The sequence below is a fragment of the Streptomyces sp. TOM-9 genome (assembly GCF_056858595.1).
On record NZ_JBXEQB010000001.1, the window covers coordinates 7,164,937 to 7,180,487 of the forward strand.

At 74.4% G+C, this 15,551-nt stretch carries 9 protein-coding genes; 5 read left to right on the plus strand and 4 right to left on the minus strand.

Annotation, left to right across the window (positions count from 1 at the left end):
* The first annotated feature begins 4 nt into the window (after positions 1–4).
* The 3 genes from pucD (at position 5) to AC1VWI_RS33250 (ending at position 5,135) form a co-directional block, all read left to right on the plus strand.
* Positions 5–2,386 carry a xanthine dehydrogenase subunit D gene (pucD, locus tag AC1VWI_RS33240; RefSeq protein ID WP_499514699.1) on the plus strand — a complete coding sequence of 794 codons (2,382 nt, stop codon included), beginning with the start codon at positions 5–7 and terminating at the stop codon, positions 2,384–2,386.
* A 143-nt stretch (positions 2,387–2,529) separates the two neighbouring features.
* Positions 2,530–3,993: an NCS2 family permease gene (locus AC1VWI_RS33245; RefSeq protein WP_499514700.1), complete on the plus strand. Its 1,464-nt coding sequence runs from the start codon at positions 2,530–2,532 to the stop codon at positions 3,991–3,993.
* 14 nt (positions 3,994–4,007) lie between these two features.
* Positions 4,008–5,135 carry an XdhC family protein gene (locus AC1VWI_RS33250; protein WP_499514701.1) on the plus strand — a complete coding sequence of 376 codons (1,128 nt, stop codon included), beginning with the start codon at positions 4,008–4,010 and terminating at the stop codon, positions 5,133–5,135.
* Between the two features lie 607 nt (positions 5,136–5,742).
* On the opposite strand, the gene AC1VWI_RS33255 is transcribed toward AC1VWI_RS33250, so the two are convergent.
* The gene (locus AC1VWI_RS33255; RefSeq protein ID WP_499514702.1) at positions 5,743–8,430 is read right to left on the minus strand and encodes a SpoIIE family protein phosphatase; all 2,688 of its coding nucleotides are present in this window, start codon (positions 8,428–8,430) and stop codon (positions 5,743–5,745) included.
* 75 nt (positions 8,431–8,505) lie between these two features.
* Between AC1VWI_RS33255 and AC1VWI_RS33260 the strand changes: the two genes are divergently transcribed.
* Positions 8,506–9,615: a winged helix DNA-binding domain-containing protein gene (locus AC1VWI_RS33260; protein WP_499514703.1), complete on the plus strand. Its 1,110-nt coding sequence runs from the start codon at positions 8,506–8,508 to the stop codon at positions 9,613–9,615.
* A 93-nt stretch (positions 9,616–9,708) separates the two neighbouring features.
* On the opposite strand, the gene AC1VWI_RS33265 is transcribed toward AC1VWI_RS33260, so the two are convergent.
* Entirely contained in the window at positions 9,709–10,269 is a 561-nt protein-coding gene (locus AC1VWI_RS33265; RefSeq protein ID WP_499514704.1) for an NADPH-dependent FMN reductase, read from the minus strand.
* 119 nt (positions 10,270–10,388) lie between these two features.
* Between AC1VWI_RS33265 and AC1VWI_RS33270 the strand changes: the two genes are divergently transcribed.
* The gene (locus AC1VWI_RS33270; RefSeq protein WP_499514705.1) at positions 10,389–10,895 is read left to right on the plus strand and encodes a MarR family winged helix-turn-helix transcriptional regulator; all 507 of its coding nucleotides are present in this window, start codon (positions 10,389–10,391) and stop codon (positions 10,893–10,895) included.
* A 461-nt stretch (positions 10,896–11,356) separates the two neighbouring features.
* Here AC1VWI_RS33270 and AC1VWI_RS33275 read toward each other — a convergent pair whose 3' ends face one another.
* On the minus strand, positions 11,357–14,161 hold the full coding sequence (locus tag AC1VWI_RS33275) for a helix-turn-helix transcriptional regulator (protein WP_499514706.1): 2,805 nt from the start codon (positions 14,159–14,161) through the stop codon (positions 11,357–11,359).
* 457 nt (positions 14,162–14,618) lie between these two features.
* Positions 14,619–15,467, minus strand: a complete 849-nt coding sequence (locus tag AC1VWI_RS33280; protein WP_499514707.1) for a helix-turn-helix transcriptional regulator — start codon at positions 15,465–15,467, stop codon at positions 14,619–14,621.
* Positions 15,468–15,551 lie beyond the last annotated feature (84 nt).

The following is a 15,551-nucleotide window of genomic DNA, read 5'->3' on the forward strand; positions in this document are numbered from 1 at the left end:
CGCCATGGGCGTGACCCGTACCCCCACCCCCACCACCCAGGGCAGTGAGACCCGCGGCGGCGTCGGCGAGTCCACCCTGCGCCCCGACGGCGTCCTCAAGACCACCGGGGAGTTCGCCTACGCCTCCGACCTGTGGCACGAGGACATGCTCTGGGGCCACACGCTGCGCAGCCCGCACGCGCACGCCGAGATCGTCTCCCTCGACGTCTCGCAGGCGCTGGCGCAGCCCGGTGTGCACGCCGTGCTCACCTACCAGGACCTGCCGACCGACGTGCGGCACTACGGGCTGGAGATCCAGGACACCCCCGTCCTCGCCCACGGCCGGGTCCGCCACCACGGCGAACCGGTCGCGCTGGTCGCCGCCGACCACCCCGAGACCGCCCGGCGCGCCGCCGCCAAGATCAGGGTCGAGTACCGGCAGCTGCCCGTCGTCGTCGACGAGGCGACCGCCACCGCCCCGGACGCGCCGCTGCTCCACGAGGGCCGCACCGACCACCACAGCGGCCACGTCCCGCACCCCAACATCGTGCACCGCCAGCCGATCGTCCGCGGCGACGCCGACGCGGCCGCCCGGCGCGCCGACGTGGTCGTCACCGGCGACTACGAGGTCGGCATGCAGGACCAGGCCTTCCTCGGCCCCGAGTCGGGCCTCGCCGTCCCCGCCGAGGACGGCGGCGTCGACCTCTACATCGCCACCCAGTGGCTGCACGCCGACCTCCGCCAGATCGCCCCCGTCCTGGGCCTGCCCGAGGAGAAGGTCCGCATGACGCTCTCCGGCGTCGGCGGCGCCTTCGGCGGCCGCGAGGACCTGTCGATGCAGATCCACGCCTGCCTGCTGGCGCTGCGCACCGGCAGGCCCGTCAAGATGGTCTACAACCGCTTCGAGTCCTTCTTCGGGCACGTGCACCGGCACCCGGCGAAGCTGCACTACGAGCACGGCGCCACCCGCGACGGGAAGATCACCCACATGCGGTGCCGCATCGTGCTGGACGGCGGCGCCTACGCCTCCTCCTCCCCGGCCGTCGTCGGCAACGCCTCCTCCCTCAGCGCCGGCCCGTACGTCATCGACGACGTCGACATCGAGGCGCTCGCGCTCTACACCAACAACCCGCCCTGCGGCGCCATGCGCGGCTTCGGGGCGGTGCAGGCCTGCTTCGCCTACGAGGCGCAGATGGACAAGCTCGCCGCCGCGCTCGACATGGACCCGGTGGAGTTCCGGCGGCTCAACGCCATGTCCCAGGGCAGCACGCTGCCCACCGGGCAGGTCGTCGACTCCCCGGCGCCCGTCGCCGAACTGCTGCGCCGCGTCAAGGCGATGCCGATGCCGCCCGAGCGGGAGTGGGAGAGCGCCGGCGGCGCCGTGGACGTCCGCGCGCTGCCCGGCGGGCTGTCCAACACCACCCACGGTGAGGGCGTCGTCCGAGGTGTCGGCTATGCCGTGGGCATCAAGAACGTCGGCTTCTCCGAGGGCTTCGACGACTACTCCACCGCCCGCGTCCGCCTGGAGGTGATCGCCGGCGAGCCGGTGGCCACCGTGCACACCGCGATGGCCGAGGTCGGCCAGGGCGGCGTCACCGTCCACGCCCAGATCGCCCGCACCGAACTCGGCGTCACCCAGGTCACCATCAACCCCGCCGACACCCAGGTCGGTTCGGCCGGCTCCACCTCCGCCTCCCGGCAGACGTACGTCACCGGCGGCGCGGTGAAGCACACCTGCGAGGCGGTGCGCGAACGCGTCCTGGAGATGGGCCGTGCCAAGCTCGGCACCCACCACCCCGCCTGGGCCACCGCCGAACTCCTGCTGGAGGGCGGCAAGGTCGTCACCGACGGCGGGGAGGTGCTGGCGGAGCTCGCCGAGGTGCTGGGCGACGAGGCGATCGACGTCGAACGCGAGTGGCGGCACCGCCCCACCGAACCCTTCGACCTGCGCACCGGCCAGGGCCGCGGGCACGTCCAGTACTCCTTCGCCGCGCACCGCGCCGTTGTGGAGGTGGACACCGAACTCGGCCTGGTCAAGGTCGTCGAACTCGCCTGCGCCCAGGACGTCGGCAAGGCGCTCAACCCGCTGTCGGTCGTCGGCCAGATCCAGGGCGGCACGACCCAGGGCCTGGGCCTGGCCGTCATGGAGGAGATCCTCGTCTCCGACAAGGCCACGGTGCGCAACCCGTCCTTCACCGACTACCTGATCCCCACCATCCTCGACACGCCGCCCATCCCGGTCGACGTCCTCGAACTCGCCGACGACCACGCCCCGTACGGGCTGCGCGGCGCCGGCGAGGCCCCGACCCTGTCCTCCACCCCGGCCGTCGTCGCCGCCATCCGCGCGGCGACCGGTCTCGCCCTGGCCCGCGTACCGGTACGGCCGGAGCACCTGGCCGGTACGTGAGACAGCTCCGCCCGGCGCCGTCCGGCGCCGGGCGGTCACCGCACCACTCTCGGGCCGTCCCCCGGGTCGTGCTGCGGACCATCCCAAATCCCGCGCGGCGCAGGCCGTCCGGGTGTCCCTGTGAACCTTGGGAGTGGCACCGCATGACCCAGTCGACCCCGTCAGCCCTGCACGCAACCGACCCGGACGGCCACGGCGCGCAGCCGCGCCCGCCGGCCGGACGCGGCCGGCTCGACCGGTACTTCCACATATCCGAACGCGGCTCGACCGTCGCCCGCGAGCTCCGCGGAGGTCTGACGACCTTCATGGCGATGGCGTACATCCTGCTGCTCAACCCGCTGCTGCTGTCCGGGCCCGACGTGGACGGGCACCGGCTCGGCCAGACCGGGCTGATCACGGCGACCGCGCTGGCCGCAGCCGTCTCCACCCTCCTCATGGGCCTCGTCGGCAAGGTGCCGCTCGCCCTCGCCGCGGGGCTGTCCGTCTCCGGGGTGCTCGCCACGCAGGTCGCCCCGCACATGACCTGGCCCCAGGCGATGGGGATGTGCGTGCTGTACGGCGTGGTGATCGTGGCTCTGGTGGTCTCCGGTCTGCGGGAGGTCATCATGAACGCGATCCCGCTGCCGCTCAAGCACGGGATCACCATCGGCATCGGCCTGTTCATCGCCCTCATCGGGCTGGTCAACGCCGGGTTCGTGGGCCGGGGCGAGGGCAGCCCGCTCACCCTGGGCGCCGGCGGGCAGCTGGCCGGCTGGCCGGTGCTGGTCTTCTGCGTCACCCTGCTGCTGATCTTCATGCTCCAGGCGCGCGGGACCCCCGGTGCCATCCTCATCGGCATCGTCACCGGCACCGTCCTCGCCGTGGCCGTCCACACGGCCGGCGGCACCGACGCGAAGGTGTGGGGACTGACCGTCCCCGAACTGCCCGGCCACGTGGTCTCCGCGCCCGACTTCGGGCTGTTCGGGCAGGTCGAGTTCGGCGGGTGGCAGCACATCGGGGCCCTGAGCGTCGGCATGATCGTCTTCACGCTGGTGCTGGCCGGCTTCTTCGACGCGATGGCCACCATCATCGGCGTCGGCACGGAGGCGAAGCTCGCCGACGACCAGGGACGCATGCCGGGGCTCGGCAGGGCCCTGTTCATCGACGGCGCGGGCGGCGCGATCGGCGGTTTCGCCGGGGCCTCCGGTCAGACCGTCTTCATCGAGTCCGCGACCGGCGTCGGCGAGGGCGCCCGTACGGGCCTGTCCTCCGTGGTCACCGGCGTGCTCTTCGCCGCCGGGCTGTTCTTCACCCCGCTGGCGCAGATCGTCCCCGGCCAGGTCGCCGCGGCGGCCCTGGTGGTGATCGGCGCCATGATGATGGGCAACGCCCGGCACGTGGACTGGGGCGACCGCTCGGTGGCCGTGCCCGTCTTCCTCACCGTGGCCCTGATGCCCTTCACCTACTCCATCACCGCCGGGGTCGGCGCCGGAGTCATCGCGTACACCGCGATCAAGTCGGCCCAGGGCAGGTTCCGTGAGCCCGGGGTCTTCATGTGGGTGCTCACGGCCGTCTTCGTCGTCTACTTCGCCCTGCACCCCCTCGAGGGCTGGCTCGGCGTCAGCTAGAAGGAGTCCCCGCCATGCTGGACATCGCCGACGAGCTCGACCGCTGGTCCGCCCAGGGCAGGCCGTTCGCCGTCGCGACCGTCGTCACGGTCGGCGGCAGCGCCCCCCGGCAGCCCGGCGCCGCGCTCGCCGTCGACGCCGAGGGCACCGCGGTCGGCAGCGTGTCCGGCGGGTGCGTGGAAGGCGCCGTCTACGAGCTCTGCCAGGAGGTGCTGGAGACCGGCGAGCCGGTCCTCCAGCGCTTCGGGTACTCCGACGACGACGCCTTCGCCGTGGGGCTGACCTGCGGCGGCGTCATCGACATCTTCGTCCAGCGGATCGTGCCCGGGGCGCAGCCGCAGCTCGCCGCGGCACTGGCCGCCGCCTCCCGCGGGGAGGCGGCGGCCGTGGCCAGGGTCGTGGCGGGCCCCGCCGGCCTACCCGGCCGCACCCTCCTGGTGCGCCCCGGCGGATCGTACGAGGGCACCCTCGGCGACCCGGAACTGGACCGCACCGCCGCGGCCGAGGCCCACGCCCTGCTGGACGCGGGCCGCACCGCCACCGTCGGCATCGGCGCGGACGGCAGCCGCTGCGGCGAGCCGCTCACCCTGCTCGTCGAGGCCGGCACCCCGCCGCCGCGCCTGCTGGTGTTCGGGGCGATCGACTTCGCCGCCGCCCTGGTGCGGGTCGGCACGTTCCTCGGCTACCGGGTGACGGTCTGCGACGCGCGCCCGGTCTTCGCGACCGCCCGGCGCTTCCCGGAGGCCGACGAGGTCGTCGTCGAGTGGCCGCACCGCTATCTGGAGCGCACCCCGGTCGACGGCCGCACCGTCGTCTGCGTCCTCACCCACGACGCCAAGTTCGACGTACCGCTGTTGGAGCGGGCCCTGCGCATGCCCGTCGCCTACGTCGGCGCGATGGGCTCGCGGCGCACCCACGAGCAGCGCCTGGCCCGGCTGCGCGAGGCGGGCCTCGGCGCGTCCGAACTGGCCCGGCTGCACAGCCCGATCGGGCTCGACCTCGGCGCCCGCACGCCCGAGGAGACCGCGCTGTCCATCGCCGCGGAGATCGTGGCCCACCGCCACGGGGGGACGGGGCGTCCCCTTCGGGGCCTGGACGCCCCGATCCACGGTGCGCGCCCTGCGGGGCTGTGTGGGGTATGAGGGTGCGGGTGCGTTGTGGTTGCTGTTGGGGGTTTCCCCGCCGCCCTCCCGATTGCCCGGCGCGGTCAGTGACCGCCTCGCGCGGTCGTTGCGGGGTCGGTGCCGCGCCGGGGTACGCCCCCAGCCTTCGGCCGGGGGGACCCCCACCTCGGCGCTCGCGGCGCTGCCTCACGTCATTCGGCGCCGCGTGCTCCGCTCGTCGCCTGTGGGGGCACCCCGCCACACCCCCTTCGGTCATATGGGCGGCTGATGGCCGGAGGGGGTGAGAAGGCGGTCCGGGGTTGCCGCAAGTGCCCTACTGACCCCCCACCGGCCGTCATGCGCCCACACAGCAGGAGGGGGTGTGGCGGGGTGCTCCCCCTGGCCGAAGGCTGGGGGAGACGAGCGGCGAACCCGGCGCCGAATACTGCAGGGGTAAACCGCGAGCGCTGTGGGGGTCCCCCCGGCCGAAGGCTGGGGGAGTGCGCCGGCGCGGCCCCGACCCCAACCCAACGGAGCGCAGGCCCGCACTGACCGCGCCGGGCAATCGGGAGGGCGGGGGATGCCCGCCGCAGGCGCAAACAACCCGCACACGACAACCGGGCCCCACAGAACGCACCCCGGACGGCTACCGCAGCAGCTGCTCGGCCCAGATCACTTTGCCCTCGGCCGTGTAGCGCGTGCCCCAGCGCTCGGCGAACTGCGAGACGAGGAACAGCCCCCGCCCGCCCTCGTCCGTCGCGGCCGCGTAGCGCAGGTGTGGGGAGGTGCTGCCGGCGTCGGAGACCTCGCAGATCAGCGCCTGGTCGAGGATCAGGCGCACCCGGATGGGTTCGGCCCCGTACCGGATGGCGTTGGTGATGAGCTCGCTCAGCAGCAGTTCCGTCGTGAAGGACAACTCCTCCAGCCCCCACGCCGCCAGCTGCCGCTGGACCGCCGCGCGCACCCCGGAGACCGCGGCGGGGTCGCTGGGCACGTCCCAGTCCGCGACGCGGTCGGCGGGCAGGACCCGCGTGCGGGCGACGAGGAGCGCGATGTCGTCGCCGGGCCGGGCGGGCAGCATGGTCTCGAAGACGTCCCGGCAGGTCTGCTCGGGGTCGCGGCCGGCCCGGGACAGGGAACGGCGCAGGAGTTCCAGGCCCTCGTCGATGTCCCGGTCGCGGTCCTCGACCAGGCCGTCGGTGTACAGCACCAGGCTGCTGCCCTCGGGCAGCGTCAGTTCCACGGCCTCGAAGGGCAGTCCGCCCAGGCCCAGTGGCGGCCCGGCCGGTACGTCGGGGAACTCCACGGTCCCGTCGGGGTGCACGACCGCGGGGAGCAGGTGCCCGGCGCGGGCCATCGTGCAGGTGCCCGTCACCGGGTCGTAGACGGCGTACAGGCAGGTCGCGCCCGCGACGGTGGTGCCGGCGGGGGCGGCGCCGTCGCCGGCGGGCCCGGAGTCGTTCTGGTCGATCCGGCCGACCAACTCGTCGAGGTGCCCGAGCAGTTCGTCGGGCGGCAGGTCCAGGGTGCTGAAGTTGTGCACCGCGGTGCGCAGCCGGCCCATCGTGGCGGCCGCGTGCAGCCCGTGGCCCACGACGTCGCCCACCACCAGGGCGACCCGCGCCCCAGGCAGCGGCAGCACGTCGAACCAGTCGCCGCCCACCCCCGCCTGCGCGGGCAGGTAGCGGTAGGCCGCGTCCAGGGCGGTCAGCCGGGGCAGTTCCCGCGGCAGCAGGCTGTGCTGCAGGGTGACCGCCATCGTGTGCTCGCGGGTGTACCGGCGGGCGTTGTCGATGCACACCGCGGCCCGCGCCGCCAGTTCCTCGGCGAGTGTGAGGTCCTCCTCGTCGAAGGGCTCCGGGGCCTGCGAGCGCCAGAAGTTGGCCATCCCCAGGAGCACGCCGCGGGCGCTCAGCGGGGCGCAGATCAGCGAGTGGATGCCGAAGCCGACGACCCGGGCGCTGCGCTGCGGGTCCTGCGCCTGCCAGCCGGGGGAGTCCGCGAGCCGGGGCTCCAGCACGGCCCGGCCGCCGGCGATGCCGGCCGCCTGCGGGCTGGACGGCACGAAGAGCAGCGGGTGCCCCGCGGGGTACAGCGGGTGGTCGTCGCGGACGCCGTTCACCGCGACGCGGCGCATCTCCACCGAGGGGCCCGTCAGCGGCTCGTCGCCGCGCAGCACCCGTACCGCGAGGTCCACGGTGACGTAGTCGGCGAAGCGCGGTACCGAGACCTGCGCCAGTTCCTCGGCGGTCCTGGTGATGTCCAGCGTGGTACCGATGCCCATGCTCGCGTCGTACAGCAGCCGCAGCCGGGTCCTGGCGGTCTCGGCGCGGCCGGACAGCGCCCGCAGTTCGGTCGCGTCGCGCAGGGTCGCCACGCTGCCCGGCGGGCCGCCGTTGCGGTCGGTGTGGCGGTTGTTGAGGACCAGCAGCCGGTCGCCGGCCGGCAGCACCTCGTCGGTGGCGTCGCGGCCGGAGGCCAGCAGTTCGCAGGCCCGCTCGTCGAGCCCGAGCCCGGTGACGGGCCGGCCCTCCGCGTCGGCGGGCAGGTCCAGCAGACGTCGTGCCTCGTCGTTGGCGAGCAGCAGCCGCCGGTCGCCGTCCAGGATGAGGACGCCCTCGCGCACGGCGTGCAGCACGGCGGCGTGGTGCTCGTACATGCGCGTCATCTCGACCGGGCCGAGGCCCCTGGTCTGCCGGGTGAGCCGTCTGGCGATCAGCCAGGTGCCGCCGGTGGCCAGGGCCAGCACCGCTGCCGCGACGCCCAGCATGACCGGCAGCTGGTCGTTGACCGCGCCGCTGACCTTGGCGACGGTGATGCCCGAGGACACCATGCCGACGACCTCGCCCCGGTCGTCGAGGACCGGCACGTTCGCCTGCACCAGGGGGCCGATGGTGCCGACGATGTTCTCGGTGACCATCCGGCCGTGCAGGACCGGTCCGATGTCCCCGACGAACTTCTTGCCGATGCGGTCGGGCTTGGGGTGGGTGTAGCGGATCCCCTGCCGGTCCGTCACCACGATGAAGTCCACCCCGGACAGCCGCCGGGCCCGTTCGGCCTCCGGCTGCAGGACCGCCGTCGGGTCGGGGGACTCCAGCGCCGCCACGATGCCCGGCGAGCTCGCGAAGGTGGTGGCCACCGCCACCGACCGGTTGCGGGCCTCCTGTTGGCTGTCGTGCCGCGCCTGGACGACGAGTTCGACGACCGCCGCGGCGACCAGCAGCACGACGACCACGACCTGCAGCAGGAACACCTGTCCCGCCACGCTGCGTCCGGCCAGCAGCGCCCGCAGCCCCCGCTCCCTGGAGGCGCGGTGATCGCTCGGCCCGGCCATAAGGTATGTCTACACTCCCGGGTACGGCCGGGGCGAGCGTTACCCCCGAGTTCTTCCGGGCCGTACGGTGTCCGCATGCGCAGGACGACACCGGGGGCCGTACTGGGCCGCCGTACGCTCAACCGGGCCCTGCTGGACCGGCAACTGCTGCTGGAGCGGCCGGCGATGGGCCTGCTGGAGGCGGTCGGGCATCTGGTGGGCCTTCAGTCCCAGGCCCCGCACGCGGCGTACGCCGCGCTGTGGACCCGGCTCGACGGTTTCGCCTTCGGCGACCTGTCCCGGCTGCTGCTGGACCGCGGGGTCGTCCGGATCGCGTTGTTGCGCGGCACCGTCCACCTGGTGACCGCGGACGACGCCCTGCGGCTGCGACCGGTGCTGCAACCGCTGCTGGACCGGCAGATCACCCAGGGCACCTGGGGCCGGGGGGTGCGCGGCGTGGACCGCGACGAGGCCGTCGCCGCCTGCCGGGCGCTGGTCGAGGAAGAGCCGCGCACCCCGGGCGAGCTGCGCGACCTGCTGGGCCCGCGCTGGCCGGACGCCGATCCCGCCTCCCTGGTCAACGCGCTGCGCAACTGGCTGCCGCTGGTGCAGGTGCCGCCGCGCGGTGTCTGGGGGGTGTCCGGGCGGACCGCGTACACCACGGCCGAATCCTGGCTCGGGCGTCCCCCTGCCGCGGCCTGCGACCCCCGGGCGCTGGTGCGCCGCTACCTGGCGGCCTTCGGCCCCGCCTCGGTCGCCGACGCGCAGAAGTGGTCGGGGCTCTCCGGGCTGCGGGAGGTCTTCGCCTCGATGGAGCTGCGCGGCTACCGCGACGAGGACGGCCGGGTGCTCTACGACGACCCCGGCGCCGCGCCCCTGCCCGACCCGGACCTGCCGGTGGGCGCCCGCTTCGTCGCCGACTTCGACAACCTCGTGCTCTCCCACGCCGACCGCTCGCGGATCCTCGCCCGGGAGCACGTCCGCCGGGTGATGACGGCCAACGGCATCGTCCGCGGCACGGTCCTCGTCGACGGCTTCGTGGCCGGCACCTGGAGCACCGACCGGTCGCGCGGCTCCGCGGTCGTCACGGTGGCGTCGTTCGAGCCGCTCGCGGCCGCCGACCGCGACGCGCTGGAGGCCGAGGGCAGGCGGCTGCTCGCCGCCTCCGACCCGGAGGCCGGCCACCACGACGTGCGCTTCACCTGACCGGGACGGGCAGCACGCCGGGGCCGGGCGGAGGATCACCCCGCTCGGCCCCGGTCCCCGCGTGCCCTGCCCGGTCGCCGGACCGGTGCGGGGTCAGCCGCGCAGCGGCGCCAGGGCGCTGCTCCACTCGATGACCTCGTCGATGAGGGTCGACAGGCTCGCGGCCTGGTGCTCGCCGGGGGCGAACTCGCTGAAGTTGACGAAGTCGGTGAAGAGGGAGAGCGCGACCTGGCTGCGCACGTCGGCCATCTTCAGCTCGCCGGCGATCAGCCGCAGGTGCTCGGCGGCGCGGGCGCCGCCCACGGAGCCGTAGGACACGACGCCCAGCGCCTTGTGGTTCCACTCGGCGTGCAGGTAGTCGATGGCGTTCTTCAGCACGCCCGAGGTGGAGTGGTTGTACTCCGGGGTGACGAAGATGAAGCCGTCGAAGGTCGCGATCTTGGCGGCCCACTCCTTGGTGTGGGCGTTCTGGTACTGGCCCATGGCCGGCGGGATCGGCTCGTCGAGGTGGGGGAGCGGGTAGTCGGCGAGGTCCACGAGCTCGAAGGTGGCGTTGCCGGCGTGCTTGGCGGCCTGCTCGACGACCCAGTGGGCGACCTTCTCGCCGTTGCGGCCGGGGCGGGTGCTGCCGAGGATGATGCCGATCCTGGTCATGAGGCGTGATTCCCGATCTGTGCGGTGCTGGGGGTACGAATTGAAGCTTCAACTTGAAGCTTCAAGTGCACTGTAACAGATCGACTTGAAGCTTCAAGCGGTCCGATAGCCTGGGGAGCATGACGAAGAACACAGCGGTACCGCCCGCCCCCGCCGCGATGGAGCCGCGCTGGCTGCAGGGCGGCGAGCTGACCGCGTGGATGTCGATGGCCAGGGTCCTGGCCCGGCTCCTGCCCGCCCTGGAGCGCGAGCTGGAGCGCGACGCCGACCTGAACTGGATGGAGTACCACGTCCTCGCGATGCTCTCCGAGCAGGAGCGGTACACCATCAGGATGAGCGTGCTCGCGGACCGGGCGAGCTCGTCCCTGTCGCGGCTGTCGCACGTGGTGCGGCGCCTGGAGCACCAGGGCTTCGTCCGCCGCGAGCCGGATCCCGGGGACGGCCGCTACACCCTGGCGATCCTCACGCCCGAGGGGTACGAGAAGCTCGTGGCCTCCGCGCCCGCGCACGTGGAGACGGTGCGCCGGATGGTCCTGGACCCGCTGGAGCCGGGCGAGCTGGAGAGCCTGGGGCCCGTCTTCGACCGCATCTACGCCGCCGTCGACGCCGCCGACCGCGCCCGCTGACTTGGAGAGGGGTCGCTGCGGGCGGCTCGTGGCAGCTCGCAGCGACCCCTGGCGCAGCCTGACCCATGGTCAGGAGTTCACTCGGGCCGCCGCCCCGGCGGCCGCGGTCGCCGCGACCGCGGCGGCGGCCTTCCTCGTACGGTCGAGCCGTGACGTGCAGCTCCTCAGGATGCCGGTGGGGGGAACGCGCGGGTCACCGGTGGGGCGGCGCTTCATCCCACGCGTACGGCACGGCCTGGGCCGACGTCATCGTCGACGACCGTGAACGAGGGGCGAGTTGGCGCACGTGCACTCGTGGGACGGGTCAACCTGCTTGCTGCGTGCGGGACTCAGGCTAGGGTCGCGGCCCCCGCCCCCCAATGAGGGAACCCCCTAAGCCCGGTTGCGTAGGGAAACCCCTCGGTCACGTCACGTGTCCGGCGCACGCCGAACAGTGCCGCGGGGCCGGGCCGGGGCTCGCCTCAGCCGGCCCGGCGGCCCGCGGCCAGTCGCACGATGTCCACCCGTGAGCGGATGCCGAGCTTGCGGTAGACCCGGGTCAGGGTCGCCTCGACCGTCTTGACGCTGATGAACAGCGTCGCGGCGATCTCCCGGTTGGTGGCACCCTCCAGGACCAGCGCGGCCACCTGACGTTCCATCGAGGCCAGCCCGTCCAGCTCCGGCGGCGCCGCCGCCGAGGGGGCCGCCGGGGCCGGGCCCACCTGCCCCAGCCACGGCAGGGCCTTCGACCGCCGGAACAACCGGCCGGCCTCGTCCAGCGCCACCCGGGCCGCCGCGCGGTTGCGCCGGTCCGCCTCCACCTGGGCCAGCGCGAAGACGGCGCGCGCCTCCTCCAGCCCGTACCCGAGCGCGACCAGCCGCTGCCGGGCCCCGTTCAGCACCGCCACCGCCCCGTCGGTGTCGCCGCGGGCGGCGAGCAGCATCCCCTCGGCGCGCTCCAGGACGGCCAGGATGCTCTGCCGGCCGAGCCGCAGGGCGTGCCTGCGGGTCTCGTCGATGACCTCACGCGCCTCACCGAGCGCGCCGGTCAGCACCAGCGCCTCGGCCAGGTCGCCCTGCCAGCGGCCGCGCGCGGGCTCCGTCACGCCCATCTCGCGTTCCAGCGCGCGCACCCGGCGCAGCGCGTCCACCGCGCCCTGCGGGTCGGCGCCGACCAGCCGCGCGTGCCCGAGCGCGTACAGCGCCCGTGTCATGTACGGCATGTCGCTGTCGGCCTCGGCCCGCCGCACCGCGTCCCCGGCCAGGGACAGGGCGCGTTCCACCGTGCCGCCCGCCGCCTCGGTCAGGGCCGCGATCTGCAGGGCGAAGCCCTCGCCGATGCCGGTGTCCTCGGCCAGCCGCAGGCTCTCGCGGGCCAGGTCCAGCGCCGTGCCGCAGCGGCCGGAACGCAGCTCGATCTCGGCGAGGCTGCGCACCGAGTAGACCTCGCTCTCCACCGCGCCCCGCTGCCGGGCCTCACCGGCCAGCCAGGTCAGCGCGGTGCGCGCCTCGTCGAGCTGATCGCTCATCAGCAGGTAGCGGGAGCGGATGTAGACCGGGCCGTTGTGGTTCATGGCCACGTCCGGGTCCTGCGGTTCCGCGGAGGCCTGGGCCAGGGTCGCGGCGGCGTCGGGATGCCCCACCAACGTCTCGTTGAGCGCCTTGAAGGACAGCGCGAGCAACTCGGTGCGCCGGTCGCCGGCCCGCGCGGCGAGCGCCGCCGAGCGGGCGGCCTCGGCACGCGCCTCGTGCATCTGGCCGTCCACCAGGGCCCGCCAGGCGAGCTGGTAGCGCACCAGGCCCTGCAGCCGCGGGTCGTCGCCCGCGTCCGCCAGGGCCTGCGGGAACACGTCGTCGACCTCGGACAGGGCCTGCCCGACCGAGTCGATCACCACGCTCCACGCCCGCACCCGGTCCGCCGGGACCGTGGCCTGCGCCAGCACCTCGCGGGCGGTGGCCCTGGCGAGTTCGGGCTCGGCGGCGGTCAGCGCGTCCTCGGCGGCCCGCAGCCGCCGCTCGTCCGCGGTGGGCACCGCGCCCTCGGGGGTGTGCCGGGCGGCCAGCAGGCCGAGTTGGGCGGCGACCGAGGGTGCGCCGCGGGCGCGGGCCTCGTCCGCGGCCTCGGCCAGGCTCGCCGCGACCCGTTCGTCCTTGCCGCTCGTCGCCAGCGCCAGGTGCCGGGCCCGCTCGATCGGGTCGCCGGCCGCCGCCGCCAGCGCGGCGTGGGCGCTGCGCCGGTCCTCCGGGGTCGCCTCCGCGTACAGCGCCGCGGATATCAGCGGGTGCGCGAAACGCACCAGGCCGGTGCCGTCGTGGTGGTCCATCTCCACCAGGCCGAGCGAGGCGGCCACGCCCGTCTCGCTCTCGGCGTTGGCGCGGCCGGCGCTGCGCAGCGTCGCGAGGGTCGGGCGGGCCCCCGCGCTGGCGATGAGCAGGGTGCGGCGGGTGTCCGCGGAGAGCATCTCCAGCCGGTTGAGCACCAGGGTGCGCAGCGAGGTCGGCACCGGCAGCGGCTCCCCGGGGCGGGGCGGGGTGCGGCTCTCCGCCAGGGCGCGGCCGAGCTCCAGGGCGAAGAGCGGATTGCCGCCGCTGGTGCGGTGGATGTCCCGGACGACCGCCCGCGGCAGGCCGGTGTGACCGCGCCCGTCGAGGAGCTCGGAGACCTCCGGCCGGGACAGCGGCGTCACCCGCAGCGTGCGCACGTCCTGCGGGAAGGCGCGCAGGTAGCGGTCGTGCTGGTCCTGCGGATCGGCCTCGGTGCGTACGGCGCCCAGCACCCGCACCGGCAGCTCGGCGACCCGGCGGGCCGCGAAGGCCAGCAGCTCGGCGCTGGCGGGGTCCATCCACTGCAGGTCGTCCACGACGATCAGCACCGGGCCGTCGGCGGCCAGTGCCCGCAGCACCGACAGCACGGCCAGCCGCAGCGCGAGCCCGTCCCGTTGCAGGGAGGACTCCCCGCGGCCGGTGAGCGCCGACTCCAGCGCGGCCCGCTGCGGTGCGGGCAGGCTGTCGGACACCTGGTCGGCGACCAGGCCGAGCAGATCGACCAGGGCGAGGAAGGGCAGGTGCGATTCGGACTCCGTCGCGGAACAGCGCAGCACCGTCGGCTCGCCGCCGTATTCCTCGGCGAGCGTCCGCAATACGGTGGACTTCCCGATTCCGGCCGGTCCGTACAGCAGCAGGCTGCCCCCTTGGGCCAGATGCCCGCGGGCCCGCGCGAGGACGTCACCTCGCCCGATCACCTGGTCGGGTCGGGGTCTGGCCGGCACGTCGAAGACCTGCTCCACGGTCGCCGCTCCCCTCGTGTCGTGTCCGGGACAATGTTATGCAAAGAGCCACGGAAATCCGCCGGTACGGGCGCGGCCCTTCGACTTCCGTCCGGTGTAGGGAAATTCACCGCCGTCGCCGAATGGATGTCGTGCAAAGGGCGGCACATCGGGAAACGCACGGGGGCAACAGCCTGTTGAACACCGGACCATTCGTCAGGCCGGCCCCCGTCCCGCGCGTGCCGGTGGACACACCCCGAATGATCGGTCCGATCCCGCCGGGGGTCAAACCCCAAAATAACCCCGGGTGAACCGAACATGGCGGCTTGTCCGGACTTCCGGTCCTGCCCCGCTCACGGCGCTTTGCGGGTGAACGTGCCGCCGGGGGGCAGCCGGCGCGGCCGCTTTGTCGTCAATGTCGCTCCGGGTCCGCTCCGGGTTCGCAGCGGGTCCGCAGCGGTCCGCGCGGGCCGGCACCTCAGGGGAGCAGGCCGGCACGGCGGGCGGCGACGACCGCCTCGAGGCGGGTGTGGGCGCCGAGCCTGCGCATGGCCGAGCGCAGGTAGCTCTTGACGGTCTCCGGGCGCAGCCCCAGCCGGTCGGCGGCGGCGGCGTTGGTGGCCCCCGTGGCCACGCACGCCAGTACGTCCAGCTCCCGGGAGGGGAGCGCCACCGGCCGCCCGGTGGGGGAGCGTTGGCCGGCACCGGCGGCGCCGGTCGCCGCCGCCAGCCGGCCGCACGCGGCGAGCAGTTCCTGCCGCAGCAGCGGATCGGCGACCCGGCCGGCCAGCGCCCGCAGTTCCCCGTGGGCCTCGCGGACCTCCTCCCAGGCCGCAGGGTCGCCCGTGGTCGGCTGCCGGCACGTCGACAGCAGGCGGTCGGCCTCGTCCCGGACCACCAGCCGCTGCTCCAGCTCGCGCGCGGCCTCCACCGCGGCGCTCACCGGGCGGTCGCCGAGCGCCAGCGGATGGCGCAGCGCACCGTAGAGCACCCCGCGCACCCGGCGCCGTACGACCACCGGCACCGCCAGGACCGAGCGCAGGCCCTCGGCGCCCACCGCCGCGTCGTACTCGTGGCTGATCACCCGCGACGTGCTGTAGTCGGTGACGGCGAGCGGCCGGGAGAGCGCGATCGTCTTGCCGCCCAGGCCGTTGCCCGCGGTGACGGTGAGCCCCTGGAGGGAGGCCGTGGCCGTGCCGGACAGCTCGGAGATCCGCAGCCGGCCCGGCTCCGGGAGCAGCCCTCCGAAGGCCACCGGCAGACCGCTGGTGCGCCTCATCCGCAGCAGCGCCGCCCGCAGCTCCGCCGCCTCGCCCGATCCCGTCACGCCCTCGCCGCTCCTTCACCCCCGTCCGGGGGTAGTGAGAGCCTCGTCACTGACAACAGGATGCTACTGAGCGGGCCGGCAACG